This is a genomic window from Streptomyces sp. NPDC005070 (assembly GCF_053600395.1).
Window position 1 is genome coordinate 37,996 of sequence record NZ_JBSFZS010000051.1, and the last position, 19,389, is coordinate 57,384.

Consider the following 19,389-nt stretch of genomic DNA (forward strand, 5'->3'; position numbering starts at 1 on the left):
GGGTCGCGGGCGGGGGTTCCGCCCTGGTCAGGAGCGGGAGGAGCCCTGGTGCGGGCAGTGGCCCCGGTGGGGCGGGATTCGCCTCAGTGGCGGCGAGGCAGCCGGAGCGCGGTAGGGCTCAACAGCTGAAACAGCAACAACAGCTACAGCGCGCGCGGGCAGCACCGAGGAACCCGGCGGTGCGGGTCGAGGTGATTGCTGAGTGCGCGAACATGCCCACAAGGACACCGGTTCACACCTCGACTGTCAACTGCATGTCCGGTATGTGGGAGATGTTTCACCTCATCCGGTTCATCTGGCAGGCGAAAGGTTTGTTCAGGCGGCTCCCCGGACACATGGCGCACAACCGGGTGAACAAACCTCGCCGCGGACCCGTGATCCAAATGTGATCCGTTTCGCTTCGGGGTCCATGTCGGAACGAGATCGAACGCCTGGACGTCCTCCTCTGTGAGGGGGCGGGCGCCTGACCTGGCCTCTTGGGCTGTCAGGGTTTATGCCGATTTGAACACTTTCCGCATAGCCTTGGTTCCGCAGAGTGAATAAGGGGCCCAATAGCAGATCTCGGCTTGACTGGCCCGGATCGGCACACTTGTAATTTCACTCGTGTCGTTCAGCCGAAATCGGTGACGGCAGCATCACGGGGACGCGAAAGACAGACGAGGGGCGCACATGACCGAGCTGGTGCAGCAACTGCTGGTCGACGACGCGGACGAGGAACTCGGCTGGCAGGAGCGCGCGCTGTGCGCCCAGACCGACCCCGAGTCCTTCTTTCCCGAGAAGGGCGGCTCCACCCGCGAGGCCAAGAAGGTCTGCCTCGCCTGTGAAGTCCGCTCCGAGTGCCTCGAATACGCGCTCGCCAACGACGAGCGGTTCGGCATCTGGGGCGGTCTGTCCGAGCGGGAACGTCGTCGTCTGAAGAAGGCCGCCGTCTGAAAAAGGTCGCACGGACCAGCGGACGCGGAACACCGGTTCCCACCCGCGGGTGGGCGCGACCAAACGGCACACACGCTTACGTAAGGAACGGCCCGGCGCACGTGGGTTATCCACAGGCGGCGGGCCGCCGTCTTTCCCAGCCGTTAGTGTGGGCCCTCGTCCGAGACGTCGCGCTGTCCCCGCCGGACACAGACGTCCACCGCAGTCCATCGAACCGGGGCCCGTACCTCGATGTCCGTGCACAGCCTTTCGGCAGCCAGTAACGACGCCGCTGCCGCTCCTGAGTTCCCGCGCCACGTGGTGACCGCGGTGCTCGTCTCCCACGACGGCGCCCGCTGGCTGCCACAGGCGCTCGCCGGGCTGCTCGGCCAGGACCGCCCCGTGCAGAACGCGATGGCGGCCGACACCGGCAGCGCGGACGCATCCGCCGAGCTGCTCACCGAGGCGCTCGGCGCCGACCGCGTGCTGCACCTGGCGCGGCGCACCGGCTTCGGCCAGGCCGTCGAGGAGGTGTCCCGCACCGCCCCCGAACTGACCCCGGACGACCTGCCCTACCTCAAGCGTCCGAGCGGCTGGGACCCCGTCACCCGTAGCTGGCGCGACGACACCTACGACCTGCCGGAGCTCCCGCACGGCGAGCCCGAGCAGTGGTTCTGGCTGCTGCACGACGACAGCGCCCCGGAGCCCGACGCCCTGGCCCAGCTCCTGCGCGTCGTGGAGAACGAGCGGGAGCTCGGCCAGGACGTGGCCGTCGTCGGTCCCAAGCTCCGCGGCTGGTACGACCGCCGGCAGCTCCTCGAGGTCGGCGTCACCATCGCCAACTCGGGCCGCCGCTGGACCGGTCTGGACCGGCGCGAGCAGGACCAGGGGCAGCACGACCACGTCCACCCGGTGCTGTCCGTGTCCACTGCGGGCATGCTCATCCGCCGCGACGTCTTCGAGGAACTCGGCGGCTTCGACCGTCGGCTGCCCCTCATGCGCGACGACGTCGACCTGTGCTGGCGTGCCCAGGCCGCCGGACACCGGGTGCTCGTCGCCCCGGAAGCCGTCGTCCGGCACGCCGAGGCGGCCTCCCGCGAGCGCCGCGCCGTCGACTGCGTGGGCCGCACCGCAGCGTCCCCGCACAAGGTCGACAAAGCGGGCGCCGTCTACACCCTCCTCGTCAATGCCCGCACGGCGCAGCTCCCATGGATCCTGATCCGCCTCGTCCTCGGCACCCTGCTGCGCACCCTCGCCTACCTCGTGGGCAAGGTCCCCGGACAGGCCGTCGACGAGATCCGCGGCCTCCTGGGCACCCTGCTGCGCCCCGAGCGGATCATCGCCGGCCGGCGCAGGCGCGGCCGCCCGCAGGTCGACAAGGGTGAACTGCGGCCCCTGTTCCCGCCCCCGGGAGCCACCGTGCGGGCCACCTTCGAGCAGGTCGCCGGCAACCTGACGAGCGACTCCGACCCCGATGCCGTCACCGGCGCCGGCCGGCACGGCGGCGCCGTCGAGTCCGGACCGGGTGGCGACGACGGCGACTTCCTGGAGATCGAGCAGTTCGCCCGGATCAAGCGCATCGCGCGCAACCCCGGCCCGATGCTGTTCCTGGTGCTCCTGTTCGTCTCGCTCCTCGCGTGCCGCGAGCTGCTCGGCGGCGGGGCCCTCTCGGGCGGTGCGCTGCTGCCCGCCCCCTCCGACGCCTCCGACCTGTGGGCGCGCTACCTCGACGGCTGGCATCCGGTCGGCGCGGGCTCCACCGGGTCCGCCCCGCCCTACCTCGCGATCGTCGCGCTGCTGGCCTCCGCGCTCCTCGGCTCCACGGGGCTCGCGGTCACCGTCCTCCTCGTGGGATCCGTGCCGCTGGCCGGCTTCGCCGCCTACTTCGCCTCGCGCCCCCTCGTCGAGTCCCGTCTCCTGCGCGCCTGGGCGTCCGTCGTCTACGCCTTCCTGCCCGCCGCCACCGGCGCGCTCGCCGGAGGCCGCATCGGCACCGCCGTCCTCGCGATCCTGCTGCCGCTCATCGCGCGCGCGGGCATCGCGGCGAGTGGCCTCGCCCACGGCTCCCGGGCCCGCGGAAGCTGGCGCGCCACCTGGGCGTACGCCCTGCTGCTGACGTTCACCACCGCGTTCACCCCGATCGTGTGGCCCATCGCGCTGGTCCTCGGCCTCGCCCTCCTCGTGGTGCGCCGCAAGGAGATCCCCGCCTACGGACTGCGTTTCCTGGCCCAGCTCGGCACCCCGCTGCTGGTCCTCGCCCCCTGGTCGCTGACCCTGCTGCCGTTCGGCTTCTTCCAGCAGGCCGGCCTGGACTACGGCACCGGCGCCGCCTCCGCGCTCGACCTGCTCAGCGCCAGTCCCGGCGGGCCGGGCACCGTCAGCGGACTGATGCTCTTCGGCATCGTGCTCGCCGCGCTGGCCGCGCTGCTGCGCTCCGAGCGCCAGGCGGGGATCCGGACCGCCTGGGTCGTCGCCGTCGTCGCACTCGTCTTCGCGGCGCTGTCCAACCGCTCCACCTGGGCGGGACCCGCGACCCTCGTGTACGGCCTCGCGCTGCTCGCCGCCGCCGCCGTCGGCTCCGACGGGGCACGCGCGCGGGTCGCCGAGCAGAGCTTCGGCTGGCGCCAGCCGGTGGCCGCGCTCATCGCCTTCGCCTGCGCCGCGGGCCCGCTGCTCGTCGCCGCCGGATGGATCATCCGCGGCGCCGACGGACCCGTCGAGCGCCGCGACCCGGTGCAGGTGCCCGCGTTCGTCGCCGAGGAGAGCAACACCCGCGACCAGGCCCGCACGCTCGTCCTCGACAGCCGCTCCGCCGCCGACGTCGGCTACGTCCTCGTCCGCGGCTCCGGCGCCCGTCTCGGTGACGCCGAACTCGCCGCGGCCGGCGGCGAGAACAAGAAGCTCGACAAGGTCGTCGCCAACCTCGTGGCGGGCTCCGGCGCCGACCAGGCCGACCAGCTCGGCGGCTTCGCCGTGCGCTACGTCCTGGTCCGCAAGGGCGCGCCGCGCGAGGTGAGCCGCGTCCTGGACGCCACCCCGGGCCTGTCCCGGCTGAGCCAGCAGGACGGCAGCGCCCTGTGGCGCGTCGACCAGCAGGTCTCACGCGCCGCGATCGTTCCCGCGTCCGGCGACCCGGAGTCCATCGCGGCCGGTCCCGTCGAGGTGCACACCACGGTTCCCACCGGGGACGAGGGCCGCGTCCTGCGCCTGGCCGACAGCGCCGACGGGGGCTGGACGGCGACCCTGGACGGCAAGCAGCTCAGCCGCACCACGGTCGACGGCTGGGCCCAGGGCTTCCAACTGCCCTCCACCGGCGGCAGGCTGGACGTCACGTTCGAGGCACCGCTGAGCCACACGGCCTGGCTGTGGGCCCAGGGCGCCCTCGCCCTGGTCCTCGTGGTGCTCGCCCTCCCCGGGCGGCGCCGGGACATCGACGACGACCTTCCCGAGGAGCAGCAGCCCGTACCCGCCCAGGACATGACGGGCGACGGCCGCCGTGCCCGCCGTCTGCGCGCCCAGGCCGAGGCCGAGGCGGAGTCCGGGCAGCCGGACGGGGACCCGGAGTTCGACGAGGACTTCCCCGCGGACCCCGGCGCGGACGATGGCGAGGACCAGGAGGCCCCGGCCGTCGCCGTCCCGCATCAGCAGGCGTACGGCGAATGGGACTCCCCGAGCTACGCGAACGCCGAGTACGACACCTACGGCGGCGAGCGGTACGAGGGGCAGCAGGGGTACCCGGCGGGCACCTACGACCAGCAGCCGTACCCTGCGGATCCGTACCAGGGCGGCCAGGGCGGCCAGTACGACCCGTACGCCTACGGCGGCACGGCGGCGTACGACCAGAACTACGGCCAGGGCTACGACGCGAACGGCGGGCCCTTCGATCCCCAGGGCCAGGGCTACGACCAGGGCGGGCAGGGTTACGACCCGGCCTACGACCCCACGCAGCCCCCGCACGGCAACGACAGTGAGCGCCCCGACGGGAGCCGGCAGTGAACCGCACCACCCTGTCCCTGATCGCCGCGGCGACCGCGCTCGCCGCCGTCACCGGCTTCGCGACCCTCAAGTCGCCCGGCGCCGGCGGCGACAGCGCGTCCGCCACGGCCGCGCGGCTGCCCGTGGAGCGCACCAGCCTGCTCTGCCCGCAGCCGAGCACGTCCGACATCGCGGACACCGCGTACACGTCCTTCACGCCCGTCGTGGAGGGCGCGAGCGGCAGCGGCAAGGCTCAACTCCAGGCCGCGGCCGAGGAGTCGGCCGAAGGGTCCGACTCGGCCGACGGCAAGAAGAGCGGGGCCAAGACCGCCAAGCCCGTCGTCCAGCCCAAGGAGCCCGGCAAGCCGGCGACCGGCGACACCTCGGGCGCCGACGCGCCCGCCCTCGTCGGCGTCGCCTCGGGCAAGTTCGCGCCCGGCTGGACGGTCCAGGAGACCACCGAGGTCGCCGCGGGCGCCGGGCGCGGTCTGCTCGGCACCAACTGCGCCGCGCCCGACACCGAGTTCTGGTTCCCGGGCGCCAGCACCGCCGAGCAGCGCACCGATTACGTCCATCTGACGAACCCGGACGACGCCGCGGCGGTCGTCGACATCGATCTGTACGGCAAGGACGGCACGCTCAAGTCCACGGTGGCGGACGGGATCACGGTCCAGGCGCACGCCAGCGAACCGATCCTGCTGAACACGCTGACCAGCGATCCGCAGGCCGACCTCACCGTGCATGTGAAGGTCCGCAGCGGCCGGGTCGGCGCCGCCGTGCAGGCACTCGACGCGAAGAACGGCGGCGACTGGCTGGCCGCCTCCGCCGACCCCGCGGGCACTCTCGTCATGCCGGGCATCCCCAAGGACGCCACCTCCGTGCGCCTGGTCGCCTTCGCGCCCGGTGACACGGACGCCGACCTGAAGGTCCGCCTCGCCTCGCCCTCGGGGACGATCACCCCGGCGGGGAACGAGACGCTGCACGTGAAGGCCGGCATGACCGCCGCCGTCGACCTCGGGGACGTCACCCGCGGCGAGGCGGGCTCCCTGGTGCTCAGCCCCACCGGATCGTCCGCGCCGGTCGTCGCCGCGCTGCGGGTGGTGCGGGGCAAGGGCGCCGGTCAGGAGACCGCGTTCATTCCGGCCACCGCTCCGGTCGGGGCGCGCGCGACGGTCGCCGACAACACCGCCAAGGGGTCCACGCTCGCCGTGACCGCCCCCGGCGCGGGAGCCACGGTCAAGGTCACCGCTTCCGCGGGCAGCGGGGGCGGTACGGCGGTCTCGAAGACGTTCACCATCAAGGGCGGGACCACCCAGAACGTCGTGGCACCCGTCCCGAGCGGTCTCAAGGGCACGTACGCCCTGACCGTCGAGACGGTCTCCGGAGGCCCGGTGTATGCCTCCCGGATGCTCTCGGCGAGCCAGGACGGCGTTCCGGCCTTCACCATCCAGAACCTTCCGGACGACCGCGGGACGGTCTCGGTGCCGGACGCCGAACAGGACCTCTCGGTGCTGCTCGGGCCGTGACCGGACCGGCGATCCGCCCGGGAACGGCCGCTCAGGCCCTGGGCGGGTCTCAGTCCTCGCCGTAGCGCGGGTCGACCGTCTCCGGTGTCAGGCCCAGCACTTCCGCGACCTGTTCCACGACGACCTCGTGCACCAGGGCGGCGCGTTCGTCGCGCCCCTTGGTGCGGATCTCGATCGGGCGGCGGTAGACGACCACGCGCGCGGGACGCCCCTCGCGCGCCGCGACCGTGCCGCCCAGCGGCACCGCCTCGTCGCTCCAGCCCTCGCCCGAGCGTTCGAGGCGGGGGACTTCGAGGACCATGAAGTCGATGTCCGCGAGCTGCGGCCAGCGTCGCTCCAGCCGTTCCACGGAGTCCTGCACGAGGTCGGCGAAGACCTCGGAACGGCTTGCCGCGAGCGGTACCTGGGGCGGCGCCACGGGGCCGCGCATGCCCCTGCCGTGGCGGTCGCGACGACGGGGACCGGGCGCTGCGGCACGGGGTGGTACGGGGCTGTCCATCACTGACGAAGAGTAGTCCCCGCCCGGCCCGGCCGCCCGGCCCCACGCGCCGGTCGTCGTCGTCCCGGCCGACGGCCGGGAGAGCGGACGTCCCCCGCCCGTCCTCGGTCCGTCCCCGGCCCGTCCTGTCTCCCGGATGACGCCCGATGACCATTCGCGTCAAGATTCAGCTCGATTCCGTATCTCTCCAAGACCGTCTCTGACATGGCAATTGGCATGATTCGCACCAAGTGGTGACCGGATTCAGGTCTGTTCGGTATCTCGACACCTGATGTCGCCCCAGGTCAGGGTCTGATGCTCCGGAAGCGGTGTGGGACGTCTCACAACACGACACGGTGGGGTGACCTGGGGGAGAGTCGTCGCGGCCCGCTCAAGAGTGCGGTACCGTCCAACCTCGTGAGCCTTGTACGTCGCTGTTCGCGCACCGCTTGCGGCCGTCCCGCCGTCGCGACGCTGACGTACGTCTACGCCGACTCGACCGCGGTTCTCGGCCCGCTCGCCACCTACGCCGAACCCCACTGCTACGACCTGTGCGCCGAGCACTCCGAGCGCCTCACCGCGCCGCGCGGCTGGGAGGTCGTCCGCCTCGCCGACTCCTCCGGTCCCGCGCGCCCCAGCGGCGACGATCTGGAGGCGCTGGCGAACGCGGTGCGCGAGGCGGCCCGTCCGCAGAAGCGCGCGGCGGAGGCCGGCGGCAGCGCCCGCTCGGTCGACCCGATGGAGGTCGCGCGCCGCGGCCATCTGCGGATTCTGCGCTCGCCCGAGAACTGACCGCCGCCCTCCCGGACGCGGCGCCACGTCTCCGGGCAACTCGCCGACATCGGCGCCTCCTTGGCCGGCTCCACCCCCCTGATCTCCCTGCCGCACGCGCGCGTGCCCGCCGCCGGGTCCGTACGGGCCTCGGTCCTGACCGGCGCGCGCGGCGACGAGCTCGACGAACGGCACCCGCGCCGTGAAGTCGTGCGCGCCATCGGCCACTTCGTGGCGGCGGCCGGCTCCGACACCTCGTCGAACGTCCTCTTCGGCACGTTCCAGGTGAGCTCCGCCCGGGAGTCGGGGCCGTCGCCCGAACTCCTCGCCGCCGCCAACAGTTCGGGCGGTGTCCTCGGCAAGAGGATCTCGCCGCGGAACCTGACGATCGCCTGCGCCGCCGTCGGGCTCGAGGGCCGAGGGCGACCTGCTGCGCAAGGTGCTGCCCGGTCTCGGACCGCTGCTCATCATGTGCCTGATCGTGGTGGGACAGAGCTCGCCGGTCCCCTCCTGGATGCCGCCCTGACCTCGGACGCACGACGTTCGAGCCGGGCTCCGCCCGCAGTCGGCCCGGACGGGTAGTTTGGGGCGACCGAAGTGGACTCCTGGAGGGTTGGCCGTGACTGCTGATCTGTCGCAGCTCGTGAAGGCGTACGACGTACGCGGGGTGGTCCCGGATCAGTGGGACGAGCCGCTCGCCGAGCTGTTCGGTGCCGCCTTCGTCCAAGTGACCGGCGCGGACGCCATCGTGATCGGGCACGACATGCGGCCGTCGTCGCCGGGCCTCTCCCGCGCCTTCGCGCGCGGCGCCGCGGCACGCGGGGTCGACGTGACCGAGATCGGCCTGTGCTCCACGGACCAGCTCTACTACGCGTCGGGCGCGCTCGGCCTGCCGGGCGCCATGTTCACCGCCTCGCACAACCCGGCCCAGTACAACGGCATCAAGATGTGCCGGGCGGGCGCGGCCCCCGTCGGCCAGGACACCGGGCTCTCCGAGATCCGCCGGCTCGCCGAGGCCTGGCTCGACTCCGGCGCCCCGGCCTCGGACGCCACGCCCGGAACGATCACCCGGCGTGACACGTTGGAGGATTACGCGGCCTACCTCCGCTCGCTCGTCGACCTGACCTCGATCCGCCCCCTGAAGGTCGTCGTCGACGCGGGCAACGGCATGGGCGGACACACCGTGCCGACGGTGTTCACCGGTCTGCCGCTCGAACTCGTCCCGATGTACTTCGAACTGGACGGCACCTTCCCGAACCACGAGGCCAACCCGCTCGACCCGGCGAACATCGTCGACCTCCAGAAGCGCGTCCGCGAGGACGGCGCCGATCTCGGCCTGGCCTTCGACGGCGACGCCGACCGCTGCTTCGTCGTCGACGAGCGGGGCGAGCCGGTCTCCCCGTCCGCGATCACCGCGCTGGTCGCCGCCCGCGAACTGGACAAGCACGGCGGCGGCATGGTCATCCACAACCTCATCACCTCCTGGTCGGTCCCGGAGGTCGTCCGCGAGCACGGCGGCACCCCGGTCCGCACCCGCGTCGGCCATTCCTTCATCAAGGCCGAGATGGCCGCCGTGGGCGCGATCTTCGGCGGCGAGCACTCCGCGCACTACTACTTCCGCGACTTCTGGAACGCCGACACCGGCATGCTGGCCGCCCTCCACGTCCTCGCCGCCCTCGGCGGCCAGGACGGCCCGCTCTCCGGGCTCGTCGCGGAGTACGACCGCTACGCCGGCTCCGGCGAGATCAACTCCACGGTGGACGACCAGGCGGCCCGCCTCGCCGCCGTCAGGGCCGCCTACGAGGGCCGCGAGGGCGTCGAGTTCGACGAGCTCGACGGCCTGACGGTCACCCTCGGGGACACGTGGTTCAACGTCCGCCCCTCGAATACCGAGCCCCTCCTCCGCCTCAACGCAGAGGCCCCCGACGAGGCCACGATGGCAAAGCTCCGCGACGAGGTCCTCAAACTCATCAGATCCTGACCCGGTACAAGCCTCCTCCGGCACCCAGGCACCCTCACCCGGGTCAGGCGCCCCGCCGGGTGGACCGCCGCCCGCGTACCGGCCCTGCGCCGGGCCGACGGCAGGTCGGCGAGGCCGGGCACCGGGGTGCGCCGCGTCCGTGGTGCCGGGCCCGGCACCGGCGGGGTCCGCCCGGGCCAGTGCCGGTGCCGGCCCGGACGCCGGGTGCGGGGGCCCGTACACCTGCTCGGCGCGCCTCACGAACCATGGGCGCGCCCCGGCACCGGGCTTCCCGCAGCGGTACCCTGACCAGGCCGCATCCACCGTTTCGGAAGGACACCCCATGCCGCTCGAAGCCGGCCTCCTGGAGATCCTCGCCTGCCCGGCCTGCCATGCCCCGATCAAGGAGCAGGAGACCGAGCTGATCTGCACGGGAGCGGACTGCGGGCTCGCCTACCCGGTCCGCGACGGCATCCCCGTACTCCTGGTCGACGAGGCCCGGCGCCCCGCGTAACCGACGCATCCGCCTCGCGCACAGCGGCGCCGCGACCGCCGCACGCGAGGCGACAGCGGCGCCGTCCCCGCGCGCGGGCCGACGGCGCGGCAGGTACGACGAGCCACGACACCCGACGACGAGCGACGGCACCGCCGCCCGCACGGCCGACGGCGACGCGGCCGTCCCGATCGGCGGCCGGCGCACGCCCGGCCGGCACTCCGGTCCGACCCAGCGCCGCTCGGCCCCTCCCGCGAGCGACCCCGTGCAAGCGACCCCGGCGGCTCACGCGCAAGCGCCCCCCGGCGATCGGAGGCTACCGACCCCATGCTCGACGAATCGCTCCTCGACGATCCCGACGCGCTCACCCGGGCCGACCGGCGGGCCCTGCTCCGCGGCGCAGCCGAGGCCGGCGCCCGCGTACGCACCGCGGTCCGGCACGCCAACGAGGCCGGCATCTCCGAGCTGAAGCCCGACGGCCGCCCGCGCGCCGTCCTCATCGCGGGCCCCGGCATGGCCGCCACCGGCGTCGCCGAACTGCTCGGCACCCTCGCCGGAGCGAGCTGCCCCCTCACCCGGCTCTCCCCCACGGGCGTCGCCCCCGCCGGAGGCGCCCTGCGCTGGGACCTGCCCGGCTGGGCCGGCCCCGTCGACCTCCTGCTGATCGCCACCCCCGACGGCAGCGAACCCGGCCTGGAACTGCTCATCGAGCAGGCCTACCGGCGCGGCAGCACCGTCGCCGCCGTCGCCCCCGCAGGCTCCCCGCTGGCCGAGTGGGTGGAAGGCAGCCACGGCCTCTTCGTACCGATGGCGTCCGCCCCGTACGACCAGGAGGAGCCCCTGGGGGCTTCGGCCCCCGGCGTGCTCTGGGCGCTACTCACCCCGCTGCTCGCCCTCCTCGACCGCACGGGCCTGGTCACCGCCCCGCCGCAGGCCCTGCAGAGGGTCGCCGACCGCCTCGACCGCGTCGCCGAGCGCTGCGGCCCCGCCATCGCGGCCTACAGCAACCCCGCCAAGACACTCGCCGTCGAACTGGCCGAGGCGCTCCCGGTGATCTGGACGGAGGGCACCTCCGCGGGCCCGGCCGGCCGCCGCTTCACCGCGGCGCTCGCCGAACTCGCCGGCCGCCCCGCGCTCACCGCCGAACTGCCCGAGGCCCTCGCCTCGCACAGCGTGCTGCTCGCGGGCGCGCTCGCCGCGGGCGCGGACCCCGACGACTTCTTCCGGGACCGCGTCACGGAGGCACAGGCACTGCACGCGCGCGTGGTGCTGCTCCGCGACCGTCCCATCGGCGGGATCAGCGCCGCCCCCGCCGCCCGCGAACTCGCCCTCAGCCACGACACCGCGATCAGTGAGCTCGAACCCGAGGAGGGCGGCGAACTGGAAACCCTCGCCGAGCTGATCGCCATCACGGATTTCGCCGCCGTTTACCTGGCGCTCGCTTCGGGGGCCTGATCTTGGGCAGGACCTCGCGCCCGGCGCGCCGCACCGCCGGACCCCGCGCCAGGCTCCCCTGACACCACGCTTCCGATCGACGCCCGCCCCGGCGGGCCGCGCAGCGCACGTATGGAGAAGAAGACACCGATGGACCGCCTCGACAACACCGTCCGCCCCTACGCCTGGGGCTCGACCACCGCCATCCCCCTGCTCCTCGGCGTGGAGCCGACCGGCGAACCGCAGGCGGAGATGTGGATGGGCGCCCACCCGGGCGCACCCTCGCGCACCGAGCGCGGTCCGCTCAACGAGGTCGTCGCCGAGGACCCGGAGCGGGAACTCGGCCGCGCCGCCGTCGCCAAGTTCGGCCCCCGGCTCCCGTTCCTGCTGAAGCTCCTCGCCGCCGGCGCCCCCCTCTCCCTCCAGGTGCACCCCGACCTCGAACAGGCCCGGGAGGGCTACGAGGACGAGGAGCGCCGGGGCGTCCCGATCGACGCCCCGCACCGCAACTACAAGGACGCCAACCACAAGCCCGAACTCATCTGCGCCCTCACCGAGTTCGACGGCCTGTGCGGCTTCCGCGCCCCCGAGGAGGCCGCCCGACTCCTCGCCGCCCTCGACGTCGACTCCCTCAAGCCGTACGTCGACCTGCTGCGCGCCCACCCGGAGGAGGCGGCGCTGCGCGAGGTCCTCACGGCGGTGCTGAGCGCCGACCCGGACGACATGGCCCGTACGGTCACCGAGACCACGGCCGCCTGCGCCCGCCTCGGCGGCGACTACACCCCGTACGCCGGTCTCGCCCACCACTACCCGGGCGACCCCGGAGTCATCGCCGCGATGCTCCTCAACCACGTCCGGCTCCAGCCCGGCGAGGCCCTCTACCTCGGCGCCGGCATCCCGCACGCCTACCTGAACGGCCTCGGCGTCGAGATCATGGCCAACAGCGACAACGTCCTGCGCTGCGGTCTGACCCCCAAGCACGTCGACGTCCCCGAACTCCTGCGCGTGGTCCGCTTCGAGGCGGCAGACCCCGGCGTCCTGCGCCCGGAGGCGTCCCCCGACGGCGAGGAGGTCTACGCGACCCCCATCGACGAGTTCCGCCTCTCCCGGTACGTCGTCGCCGAGGGCGCCGATCCGCGCGACCTCACCCGCGAGACCCCCCAGATCCTGCTCTGCACCTCGGGTTCCGTGCGCGCCGACGGCATCGACCTGACCCCCGGCACCTCGGTCTTCGTACCGGCCGGCGAAAAGGCCGAAGTGTCCGGGTCCGGCACGATCTTCCGTGCGACAGTTGTCGCCTGACGGGACGACGGCAGGGACCTGAGGCGCGTCCCCGGCGGACCGGGCTGCAAGAATGGCCCACCGCAAAGGGTGGGCAAAGCCGGGACCGGACGGGGTACGAGGGTACGGACGGGTCCGGACGCGTACGAAGGGACAGCAGGAGCAGATGAGCGCTTCAGGCGGCACCAAAGCGATCGTGGCGGCACTCGGCGCCAACCTCGCGATCGCGGTATCGAAGTTCGTGGCGTTCGCCTTCAGCGGCTCCTCCTCGATGCTCGCCGAGGGCGTCCACTCGCTCGCCGACTCCGGCAACCAGGCGCTGCTCCTGATCGGCGGCAAGAAGGCCCAGCGCGAGGCCACCCCGCAGCACCCCTTCGGCTACGGCCGCGAGCGCTACATCTACGCCTTCCTCGTCTCCATCGTCCTGTTCTCCGTCGGCGGCATGTTCGCCGTCTACGAGGGCTTCGAGAAGATCAAGCACCCGCACGAGATCGACCACTGGTACTGGCCGGTCGGCGTCCTGGTGTTCGCGATCATCGCCGAGGGCTTCTCCTTCCGTACGGCCATCAAGGAGTCCAACGAGCTGCGCGGCTCGCACTCCTGGTCCCAGTTCATCCGCCGCGCGAAGGCCCCCGAGCTGCCGGTCGTCCTCCTGGAGGACTTCGGCGCGCTCATCGGTCTGGTCCTCGCGCTCGGCGGCGTCGGTCTCGCCCTGCTCACGGGCGACGGTGTCTGGGACGGCATCGGCACGGTCTGCATCGGTGTCCTGCTCATCCTGATCGCCCTGGTGCTCGCCGCCGAGACCAAGTCGCTCCTGCTGGGCGAGTCGGCGGGCCCGGAGGAGACCGCGAAGATCGAGGCGGCGATGGTCGACGGCGCCACCGTCACCGGCATCATCCACATGCGCACGCTCCACCTCGGCCCGGAGGAACTGCTGGTCGCCGCGAAGATCGCCGTCAAGCACGACGACACCGCCGCCCAGGTCGCCACCGCCATCGACGCCGCCGAGTCCCGCATCCGCGCCGCCGTCCCGATCGCCCGGGTGATCTACCTGGAGCCGGACATCTACAGCGACACCGCGGCGGCCAAGGGCCCGGACCCCGCCGCGACCCCCGGCGGACCCACGCCGGCCGGTCACTGACGCCACCCGCTCGTACGCCGCCGGGGCCCGCCGACAACTCGGACGGGCCCCGGCGGCGTACCCGCGTCCGGCATCCGTCCACGCCGTCCACCACCCCGGCCGAGCCCCTCGGTTCCGGCCCGCGGGGGCCGCTTTGTCCGGAGGTGGACTGGGGAGCAGGAGCTCCACCGGTGTAGCTTGGTGACCGAGCCAGACGTCGCTGCTGATGGCGGTCGGGCGGTCCCACCGCGGACCGGCCGAGGGAGAGAGGGCCTCCGACGGACTGCGCTGCGCGCACCGGGCACAGCTGTGCCCTGCCGGTGCACGTCCGTGCCCCGGTCGGGTACGCGTACGTGCCGCCGCCGCGCAGAAGAGCCCTACCCACCTCGCCCCGATTCCGAGGAGCAGCTCGCATGACGACTGTCGACAACCGACAGGACTTCAAGGTCGCCGATCTCTCTCTGGCCGAGTTCGGCCGCAAGGAGATCACCCTCGCCGAGCACGAGATGCCCGGCCTGATGTCGATCCGCAGGGAGTACGCCGAGGCGCAGCCCCTCGCGGGCGCCCGCGTCACCGGCTCCCTGCACATGACGGTGCAGACCGCCGTCCTCATCGAGACCCTGGTCGCCCTCGGCGCCGAGGTCCGCTGGGCCTCCTGCAACATCTTCTCCACCCAGGACCACGCCGCCGCCGCCATCGCGGTCGGCCCGGACGGCACGCCCGAGAACCCGCAGGGCGTCCCGGTCTTCGCCTGGAAGGGCGAGACCCTGGAGGAGTACTGGTGGTGCACGGAGCAGGCGCTGACCTGGCCGAACACCCCCACCGGCGGCCCGAACATGATCCTGGACGACGGTGGTGACGCCACCCTCCTCGTCCACAACGGTGTCCAGTACGAGAAGGACGGCAAGGTCCCCTCGGTCGACACCGCCGAGAACGACGAGCACCGCGTCATCCTCGAACTCCTCAACCGCACGATCACCAACGGTTCGCAGAAGTGGACCCGGCTCGCCTCGGAGATCCGCGGCGTGACCGAGGAGACCACCACCGGTGTCCACCGCCTGTACGAGATGTACCGCGACGGCACGCTGCTGTTCCCGGCGATCAACGTGAACGACGCCGTCACCAAGTCGAAGTTCGACAACAAGTACGGCTGCCGCCACTCCCTGATCGACGGCATCAACCGCGCCACCGACACCCTGATCGGCGGCAAGACCGCCGTCGTCTGCGGCTACGGCGACGTGGGCAAGGGCTGCGCGGAGTCCCTGCGCGGCCAGGGCGCCCGGGTGATCATCACCGAGATCGACCCGATCTGCGCCCTGCAGGCGGCGATGGACGGCTACCAGGTCACGACCCTCGACGAGGTCATCGACAAGGCCGACATCTTCGTCACCACGACGGGCAACAAGGACATCATCATGGCCGCGGACATGGCCAAGATGAAGCACCAGGCGATCGTCGGCAACATCGGTCACTTCGACAACGAGATCGACATGGCCGGCCTCGCGAAGATCCCCGGCATCGTCAAGGACGAGGTCAAGCCCCAGGTCCACACCTGGAAGTTCTCCGACGGCAAGGTCATCATCGTGCTGTCCGAGGGCCGCCTGCTGAACCTGGGCAACGCGACCGGCCACCCGTCGTTCGTGATGTCCAACTCGTTCGCGGACCAGACCCTGGCCCAGATCGAGCTGTTCACCAAGCCCGAGGAGTACCCGACCGACGTCTACGTGCTGCCCAAGCACCTCGACGAGAAGGTCGCCCGTCTCCACCTCGACGCGCTCGGCGTGAAGCTCACGACGCTCCGCCCCGAGCAGGCCTCGTACATCGGTGTCGAGGTCGAGGGCCCGTACAAGTCGGACCACTACCGCTACTGAGCACGCCCGCCGAGCAGCGGTACCACCGCTCGGCGTCCGGATGTCAGCAGGCCCTCGCCGTCCCGGCGGGGGCCTGTCCCCGATGAGGACCTGAACGCCCATGCCCCGCGGCCGCTATTCGCTCCATGACCCGCACGATCACACCCCTCTCGCCGACGAACACTTCCACTGCGCGCCCGGCCCCTCCGGCTGGCGCTACGTCTCCCAGCTCACGACGCCCCCCGGCACGACGCCGGACGGCCTCCCCGAGCCCGCGACGGCGACAGTCACCGGCTCCGTCGACCTCGCCCTCGACGATCTCGGCCGCCCCATCCGTCTCGAACTGCACGCGGCCGGCTGGCAGGTGCGGGGCGCCGCTCTCGACGGCGTGACCTGGGTCCGCACCGACCCCACCGGGACCGAGGCCACCGAAGGCAACGTGCCCGCCCACGCCTTCACCGGCACCTCTCCCGCCTTCCTCGTCGCCACCGCCCGTCTCCTTCGCCTCACCCCTTCCGCCACCCCCTCGGCGACCCGTGTCCGCCTCGTCGCCTTCACCGACCCGGTCCTCGCCCCGCGCACCCTCGACCAGTCCTGGGCCTTGATCGCAAGCGAAACACACGCCACTGACAACGGACCGCTGACCGTGGACGAATACCAGGTCACAGCGCTGGACACCGGGGAACAGCACGCCGTGCACATCGCCGGCGACGTGGTGCTCGCGGCCTCCGGCATCGAACTGGAACACCTCGAATCACCGCCGTCGGTGTTCACCTGACGGCGGTGCGGTGCCGAACCGGCGGTGCCGAAGCGGCGGTGAGGGCGGCTACGCGGGCGGCGCGAAGCCGGTCGACCGACCCTCGTCCCGGTCGGCGTGCTCGACCGGGGTGGCCGGGTCGGCCGCACCGACCGGAGCCGGGGACGGTCGCGCCGGCGCGACCGGATACCCGGCGGGGACCGGCGGCGTGGGGCGGGCACCGGGATCCGGATAGAGGGGCCGGCCGGAAGGAGAACCGGGCTGAAGGGGACCTCCGACGGGAGCTCCGGGAGGGAAGGGGTAGCCCGCGGGTGCCCCGGGAGGGAAGGGGTAGCCGGTGGGTACGCCGGGCTGGTGGGGGTAGCCCGCGGGTGCGGCGGGCTGGAAGGGATAGCCCGCCGGCGCGGAGGGCGGGAAAGGGCGGCCGGCAGGTCCGCCGGGCTGCTGGTAGGGATAACCGGCGGGCGCGGGGGACAGGAAGCCGTTCGGCGCGGCACCGAATGTCCGCCGGGCCTCGCGGGTCTGCCGCTCCTGCACGACAGCCGCCAGATACGCGCCCGCCGGCACACCCTGCGGCGCCGGAGTCCCGGTACGAGCGGCGAGATCCACGGCGAGCCGCTCCGCCATCGCCCCACCGATCTGCGGATCCAGTTGCTGCATCCGCGTCAGGTACTGACGGATCGCCAGCCACAGCTCGTCCGGGACGGCGGACAGATCGAGCTCCGCGAACCGTCCCGCCAGCCAGGGCGGCGGCGCGGGAACGTACGGCAGGCGCCCCACCGGAATCCGCTCCCGCACGACAAGAGTCCCCGCGAACACGTCACCGAGACGCCGCCCGCGCTCCGACACCAGCGAAGCGATGCAGGCGACGATCCCGAACGTCATCAGGATCTCGACCACCCCGACGGCACCGCGCACCAGCGCGTGCCGGAACCGGATCGGCCCGCCGTCGTCCCGCACCACCCGCAGTCCGCACGCCATCTTCCCCAGCGAGCGTCCGTGACTGAGCGTCTCCACGGCGATCGGACCACCGACCAGCACCAGCAGGAAGCTCGCGATCGAGACGGCGATCTGCGCCGCGTCGTCCAGCGTGGAGGTCGCCGCGACCAGACCGATGGTCACGACGACGTAGACCACCACCGCCACGACCAGGTCGAGCACCACGGCGAGCGCCCGGCTCGGCAGTTTCGCGGGCCGCAGCTCCAGTGCCACTGCCTCGCCCGTCACCAACTCGCTCACGCGCGCCGTCCTTCCCCTGACCTGCCCCGACAACCGCCAGTCTGCCAAGCTGAGGGCGCATCGCGCCCCAGTAGGACAAGCTGACATCCACGACGAGCCTCAGATGCGCAGCGAGGAGCAGGCAAAACGATGGACCTCGACGTCTTCGTCTCCGCCCACCGAACCGAGTGGGACAGACTCGACGCCCTGCTGCGCCGCCAGCGCCGCCTGACCGGGGCCGAGGCCGACGAACTCGTCACCCTCTATCAGCGAACGGCCACCCACCTCTCGCTGATCCAGTCCAGCGCGCCGGACCCTCAGCTCACCGGGCGCCTCAGCCAACTCGTCGCCCGCGCGCGCAGTGCCGTGACAGGCACCCGTCGGGCCTCGTGGCGCGATGTCACCCGCTTCCTGACACAGGGTTTTCCCGCAGCCGTCTACCGCGCCCGCCACTGGTGGGTGCCCACGGCGCTCCTGTCCACGGTCATAGCCGCCCTCCTGGGGTGGTGGATCGGCACGCACCCCGAGGTCCAGGCCGCCATCGCCGCGCCCGACGAACTGCGTTCCCTCACCCGCCCCGGCGGTGAGTACGAGACCTACTACTCCAGCCATCCCGCAGCCGCCTTCGCCGCCCAGGTGTGGACGAACAACGCCGAGGCCGCAGCGATGTGCCTGGTGCTGGGCGTCTTCCTGGGTCTCCCGGTCCTCTGGATCCTCTTCGAGAACATGCTCAACCTGGGCGTCGGCATCGGCCTGATGTCCTCCGCCGGCCGGCTCGACACCTTCCTCGGGCTCGTCCTTCCGCACGGACTGCTGGAACTGACCGCCGTCTTCGTCGCCGCGGGGACAGGGCTGAAACTGGGCTGGACCGTGATCGACCCGGGTCCGCGATCCCGTCGTACGGCGCTCGCCGAGGAGGGGCGCGCCGCGCTCGGCATGGCAATAGGACTGGCGCTGATCCTCTTCGTCTCGGGTGCCATCGAAGGCTTCGTCACGCCGTCGGGCCTGCCGACCTGGGCCCGCATCGGCATCGGAATCGCTGCTGAACTGGCCTTCCTCACGTACGTCTATGTCCTCGGCGGTCGCGCGGCACACTCCGGCGAGACAGGAGACGTCACAGCGTCCGAGCGAAGCGCCACTCTGCCGACGGCCGCCTGATGTGCGTGGGCCCCTGTTGACCTGCTAGCCTTCTCGTCACCCCAGAAAACCTGTTGACACGGGTCGATCGGGGAGGTAGATTCGAACAGTTGCCTAGAACTGGACACATCCGGTGGCAGCAGTTAGAGTCTGCTGGCTTCTCAAAGTAATCGACACGTCGATCCAGAAGAAGCCCCTCCTGATGATTCAGAAATGGCTGCCGGTCAATCCGGCCCCCAGATTCTGATAAAGTCGGAGTCGCTGAAAAGGAAAACGCGAGAGCGGATTACCTTGAAAGCACCGAAGAAATCAGGCCCGAAAGGATCTGATAGAGTCGGACTCGCCGGAAAGGGAAACGCGAAAGCGAAAACCTGGAAAGCACCGAGGAAATCGGATACGGAAACGGTCTGATAGAGTCGGAAACGCAAGACCGAAGGGAAGCGCCCGGAGGAAAGCCCGAGAGGGTGAGTACAAAGG

Annotated in this window: 15 protein-coding genes and 1 pseudogene; 13 read left to right on the plus strand and 3 right to left on the minus strand. The window is 72.1% G+C overall.

From position 1 onward, the window contains the following. Positions 1 to 669 precede the first annotated feature (669 nt). From ACWEBX_RS19175 to ACWEBX_RS19185, 3 genes are all read left to right on the plus strand, one after another. A complete protein-coding gene (locus tag ACWEBX_RS19175) occupies positions 670 to 933 on the plus strand; it encodes a WhiB family transcriptional regulator (protein WP_003975777.1) in 264 nt (87 codons plus the stop codon). Positions 934 to 1,164: 231 nt separating this feature from the next. Then, positions 1,165 to 4,908, plus strand: coding sequence for a glycosyltransferase (locus ACWEBX_RS19180; RefSeq protein ID WP_451886015.1), 3,744 nt, complete (start codon positions 1,165 to 1,167; stop codon positions 4,906 to 4,908). Then, complete coding sequence (locus ACWEBX_RS19185; protein ID WP_451886016.1) at positions 4,905 to 6,413, plus strand: DUF5719 family protein; 1,509 nt, start codon at positions 4,905 to 4,907, stop codon at positions 6,411 to 6,413. The genes ACWEBX_RS19180 and ACWEBX_RS19185 overlap by 4 nt, the downstream gene beginning before the upstream one ends. Before the next feature lie 49 nt (positions 6,414 to 6,462). Here the strand turns inward: ACWEBX_RS19185 and ACWEBX_RS19190 are convergent, their stop codons facing one another. Then, positions 6,463 to 6,912: a metallopeptidase family protein gene (locus ACWEBX_RS19190; RefSeq protein WP_451886028.1), complete on the minus strand. Its 450-nt coding sequence runs from the start codon at positions 6,910 to 6,912 to the stop codon at positions 6,463 to 6,465. A gap of 294 nt (positions 6,913 to 7,206) precedes the next feature. Between ACWEBX_RS19190 and ACWEBX_RS19195 the strand changes: the two genes are divergently transcribed. The 9 genes and pseudogenes from ACWEBX_RS19195 (at position 7,207) to ACWEBX_RS19235 (ending at position 16,578) form a co-directional block, all read left to right on the plus strand. Further along, positions 7,207 to 7,683 carry a DUF3499 domain-containing protein gene (locus tag ACWEBX_RS19195; protein ID WP_451886017.1) on the plus strand — a complete coding sequence of 159 codons (477 nt, stop codon included), beginning with the start codon at positions 7,207 to 7,209 and terminating at the stop codon, positions 7,681 to 7,683. A 24-nt stretch (positions 7,684 to 7,707) separates the two neighbouring features. Then, positions 7,708 to 8,188 (plus strand): annotated as a pseudogene (locus ACWEBX_RS19200) (L-lactate permease); the annotation flags it as partial. Between the two features lie 93 nt (positions 8,189 to 8,281). Beyond that, a complete protein-coding gene (locus tag ACWEBX_RS19205; protein WP_451886018.1) occupies positions 8,282 to 9,643 on the plus strand; it encodes a phosphomannomutase/phosphoglucomutase in 1,362 nt (453 codons plus the stop codon). Positions 9,644 to 9,965: 322 nt separating this feature from the next. Continuing rightward, positions 9,966 to 10,136 carry a Trm112 family protein gene (locus ACWEBX_RS19210; protein WP_355767387.1) on the plus strand — a complete coding sequence of 57 codons (171 nt, stop codon included), beginning with the start codon at positions 9,966 to 9,968 and terminating at the stop codon, positions 10,134 to 10,136. A gap of 306 nt (positions 10,137 to 10,442) precedes the next feature. Next, the gene (locus tag ACWEBX_RS19215; RefSeq protein WP_451886019.1) at positions 10,443 to 11,570 is read left to right on the plus strand and encodes an SIS domain-containing protein; all 1,128 of its coding nucleotides are present in this window, start codon (positions 10,443 to 10,445) and stop codon (positions 11,568 to 11,570) included. A gap of 129 nt (positions 11,571 to 11,699) precedes the next feature. Beyond that, complete coding sequence (manA, locus tag ACWEBX_RS19220) at positions 11,700 to 12,851, plus strand: mannose-6-phosphate isomerase, class I (protein WP_451886020.1); 1,152 nt, start codon at positions 11,700 to 11,702, stop codon at positions 12,849 to 12,851. 145 nt (positions 12,852 to 12,996) lie between these two features. Continuing rightward, complete coding sequence (locus ACWEBX_RS19225) at positions 12,997 to 13,971, plus strand: cation diffusion facilitator family transporter (protein WP_451886021.1); 975 nt, start codon at positions 12,997 to 12,999, stop codon at positions 13,969 to 13,971. A gap of 392 nt (positions 13,972 to 14,363) precedes the next feature. Continuing rightward, positions 14,364 to 15,821 carry an adenosylhomocysteinase gene (gene ahcY / locus ACWEBX_RS19230; protein WP_451886022.1) on the plus strand — a complete coding sequence of 486 codons (1,458 nt, stop codon included), beginning with the start codon at positions 14,364 to 14,366 and terminating at the stop codon, positions 15,819 to 15,821. Positions 15,822 to 15,921: 100 nt separating this feature from the next. Further along, on the plus strand, positions 15,922 to 16,578 hold the full coding sequence (locus ACWEBX_RS19235) for a hypothetical protein (protein ID WP_451886023.1): 657 nt from the start codon (positions 15,922 to 15,924) through the stop codon (positions 16,576 to 16,578). A gap of 48 nt (positions 16,579 to 16,626) precedes the next feature. On the opposite strand, the gene ACWEBX_RS19240 is transcribed toward ACWEBX_RS19235, so the two are convergent. Further along, a complete protein-coding gene (locus ACWEBX_RS19240; RefSeq protein ID WP_451886024.1) occupies positions 16,627 to 17,796 on the minus strand; it encodes an RDD family protein in 1,170 nt (389 codons plus the stop codon). A 129-nt stretch (positions 17,797 to 17,925) separates the two neighbouring features. On the opposite strand from ACWEBX_RS19240, the gene ACWEBX_RS19245 reads away from it, so the two are divergent. After that, a complete protein-coding gene (locus ACWEBX_RS19245) occupies positions 17,926 to 18,933 on the plus strand; it encodes a stage II sporulation protein M (RefSeq protein WP_451886025.1) in 1,008 nt (335 codons plus the stop codon). A 203-nt stretch (positions 18,934 to 19,136) separates the two neighbouring features. Here the strand turns inward: ACWEBX_RS19245 and ACWEBX_RS19250 are convergent. Beyond that, the coding region (locus ACWEBX_RS19250) for a hypothetical protein (protein WP_451886026.1) at positions 19,137 to 19,389 on the minus strand (253 nt) is incomplete at its 5' end.

Excerpts from the sequence above, each read along its gene's own strand:
- ACWEBX_RS19225 (WP_451886021.1), top strand. The coding sequence starts at position 12,997 with ATGAGCGCTTCAGGCGGCACCAAAGCGATCGTGGCGGCACTCGGCGCC.
- ACWEBX_RS19245 (WP_451886025.1), top strand. The coding sequence starts at position 17,926 with ATGGACCTCGACGTCTTCGTCTCCGCCCACCGAACCGAGTGGGACAGA.
- ahcY (WP_451886022.1), top strand. The coding sequence starts at position 14,364 with ATGACGACTGTCGACAACCGACAGGACTTCAAGGTCGCCGATCTCTCT.
- ACWEBX_RS19190 (WP_451886028.1), bottom strand. The coding sequence starts at position 6,912 with ATGGACAGCCCCGTACCACCCCGTGCCGCAGCGCCCGGTCCCCGTCGT.
- ACWEBX_RS19235 (WP_451886023.1), top strand. The coding sequence starts at position 15,922 with ATGCCCCGCGGCCGCTATTCGCTCCATGACCCGCACGATCACACCCCT.
- ACWEBX_RS19180 (WP_451886015.1), top strand. The coding sequence starts at position 1,165 with ATGTCCGTGCACAGCCTTTCGGCAGCCAGTAACGACGCCGCTGCCGCT.
- ACWEBX_RS19195 (WP_451886017.1), top strand. The coding sequence starts at position 7,207 with ATGCTCCGGAAGCGGTGTGGGACGTCTCACAACACGACACGGTGGGGT.
- manA (WP_451886020.1), top strand. The coding sequence starts at position 11,700 with ATGGACCGCCTCGACAACACCGTCCGCCCCTACGCCTGGGGCTCGACC.
- ACWEBX_RS19210 (WP_355767387.1), top strand. The coding sequence starts at position 9,966 with ATGCCGCTCGAAGCCGGCCTCCTGGAGATCCTCGCCTGCCCGGCCTGC.
- ACWEBX_RS19175 (WP_003975777.1), top strand. The coding sequence starts at position 670 with ATGACCGAGCTGGTGCAGCAACTGCTGGTCGACGACGCGGACGAGGAA.
- ACWEBX_RS19215 (WP_451886019.1), top strand. The coding sequence starts at position 10,443 with ATGCTCGACGAATCGCTCCTCGACGATCCCGACGCGCTCACCCGGGCC.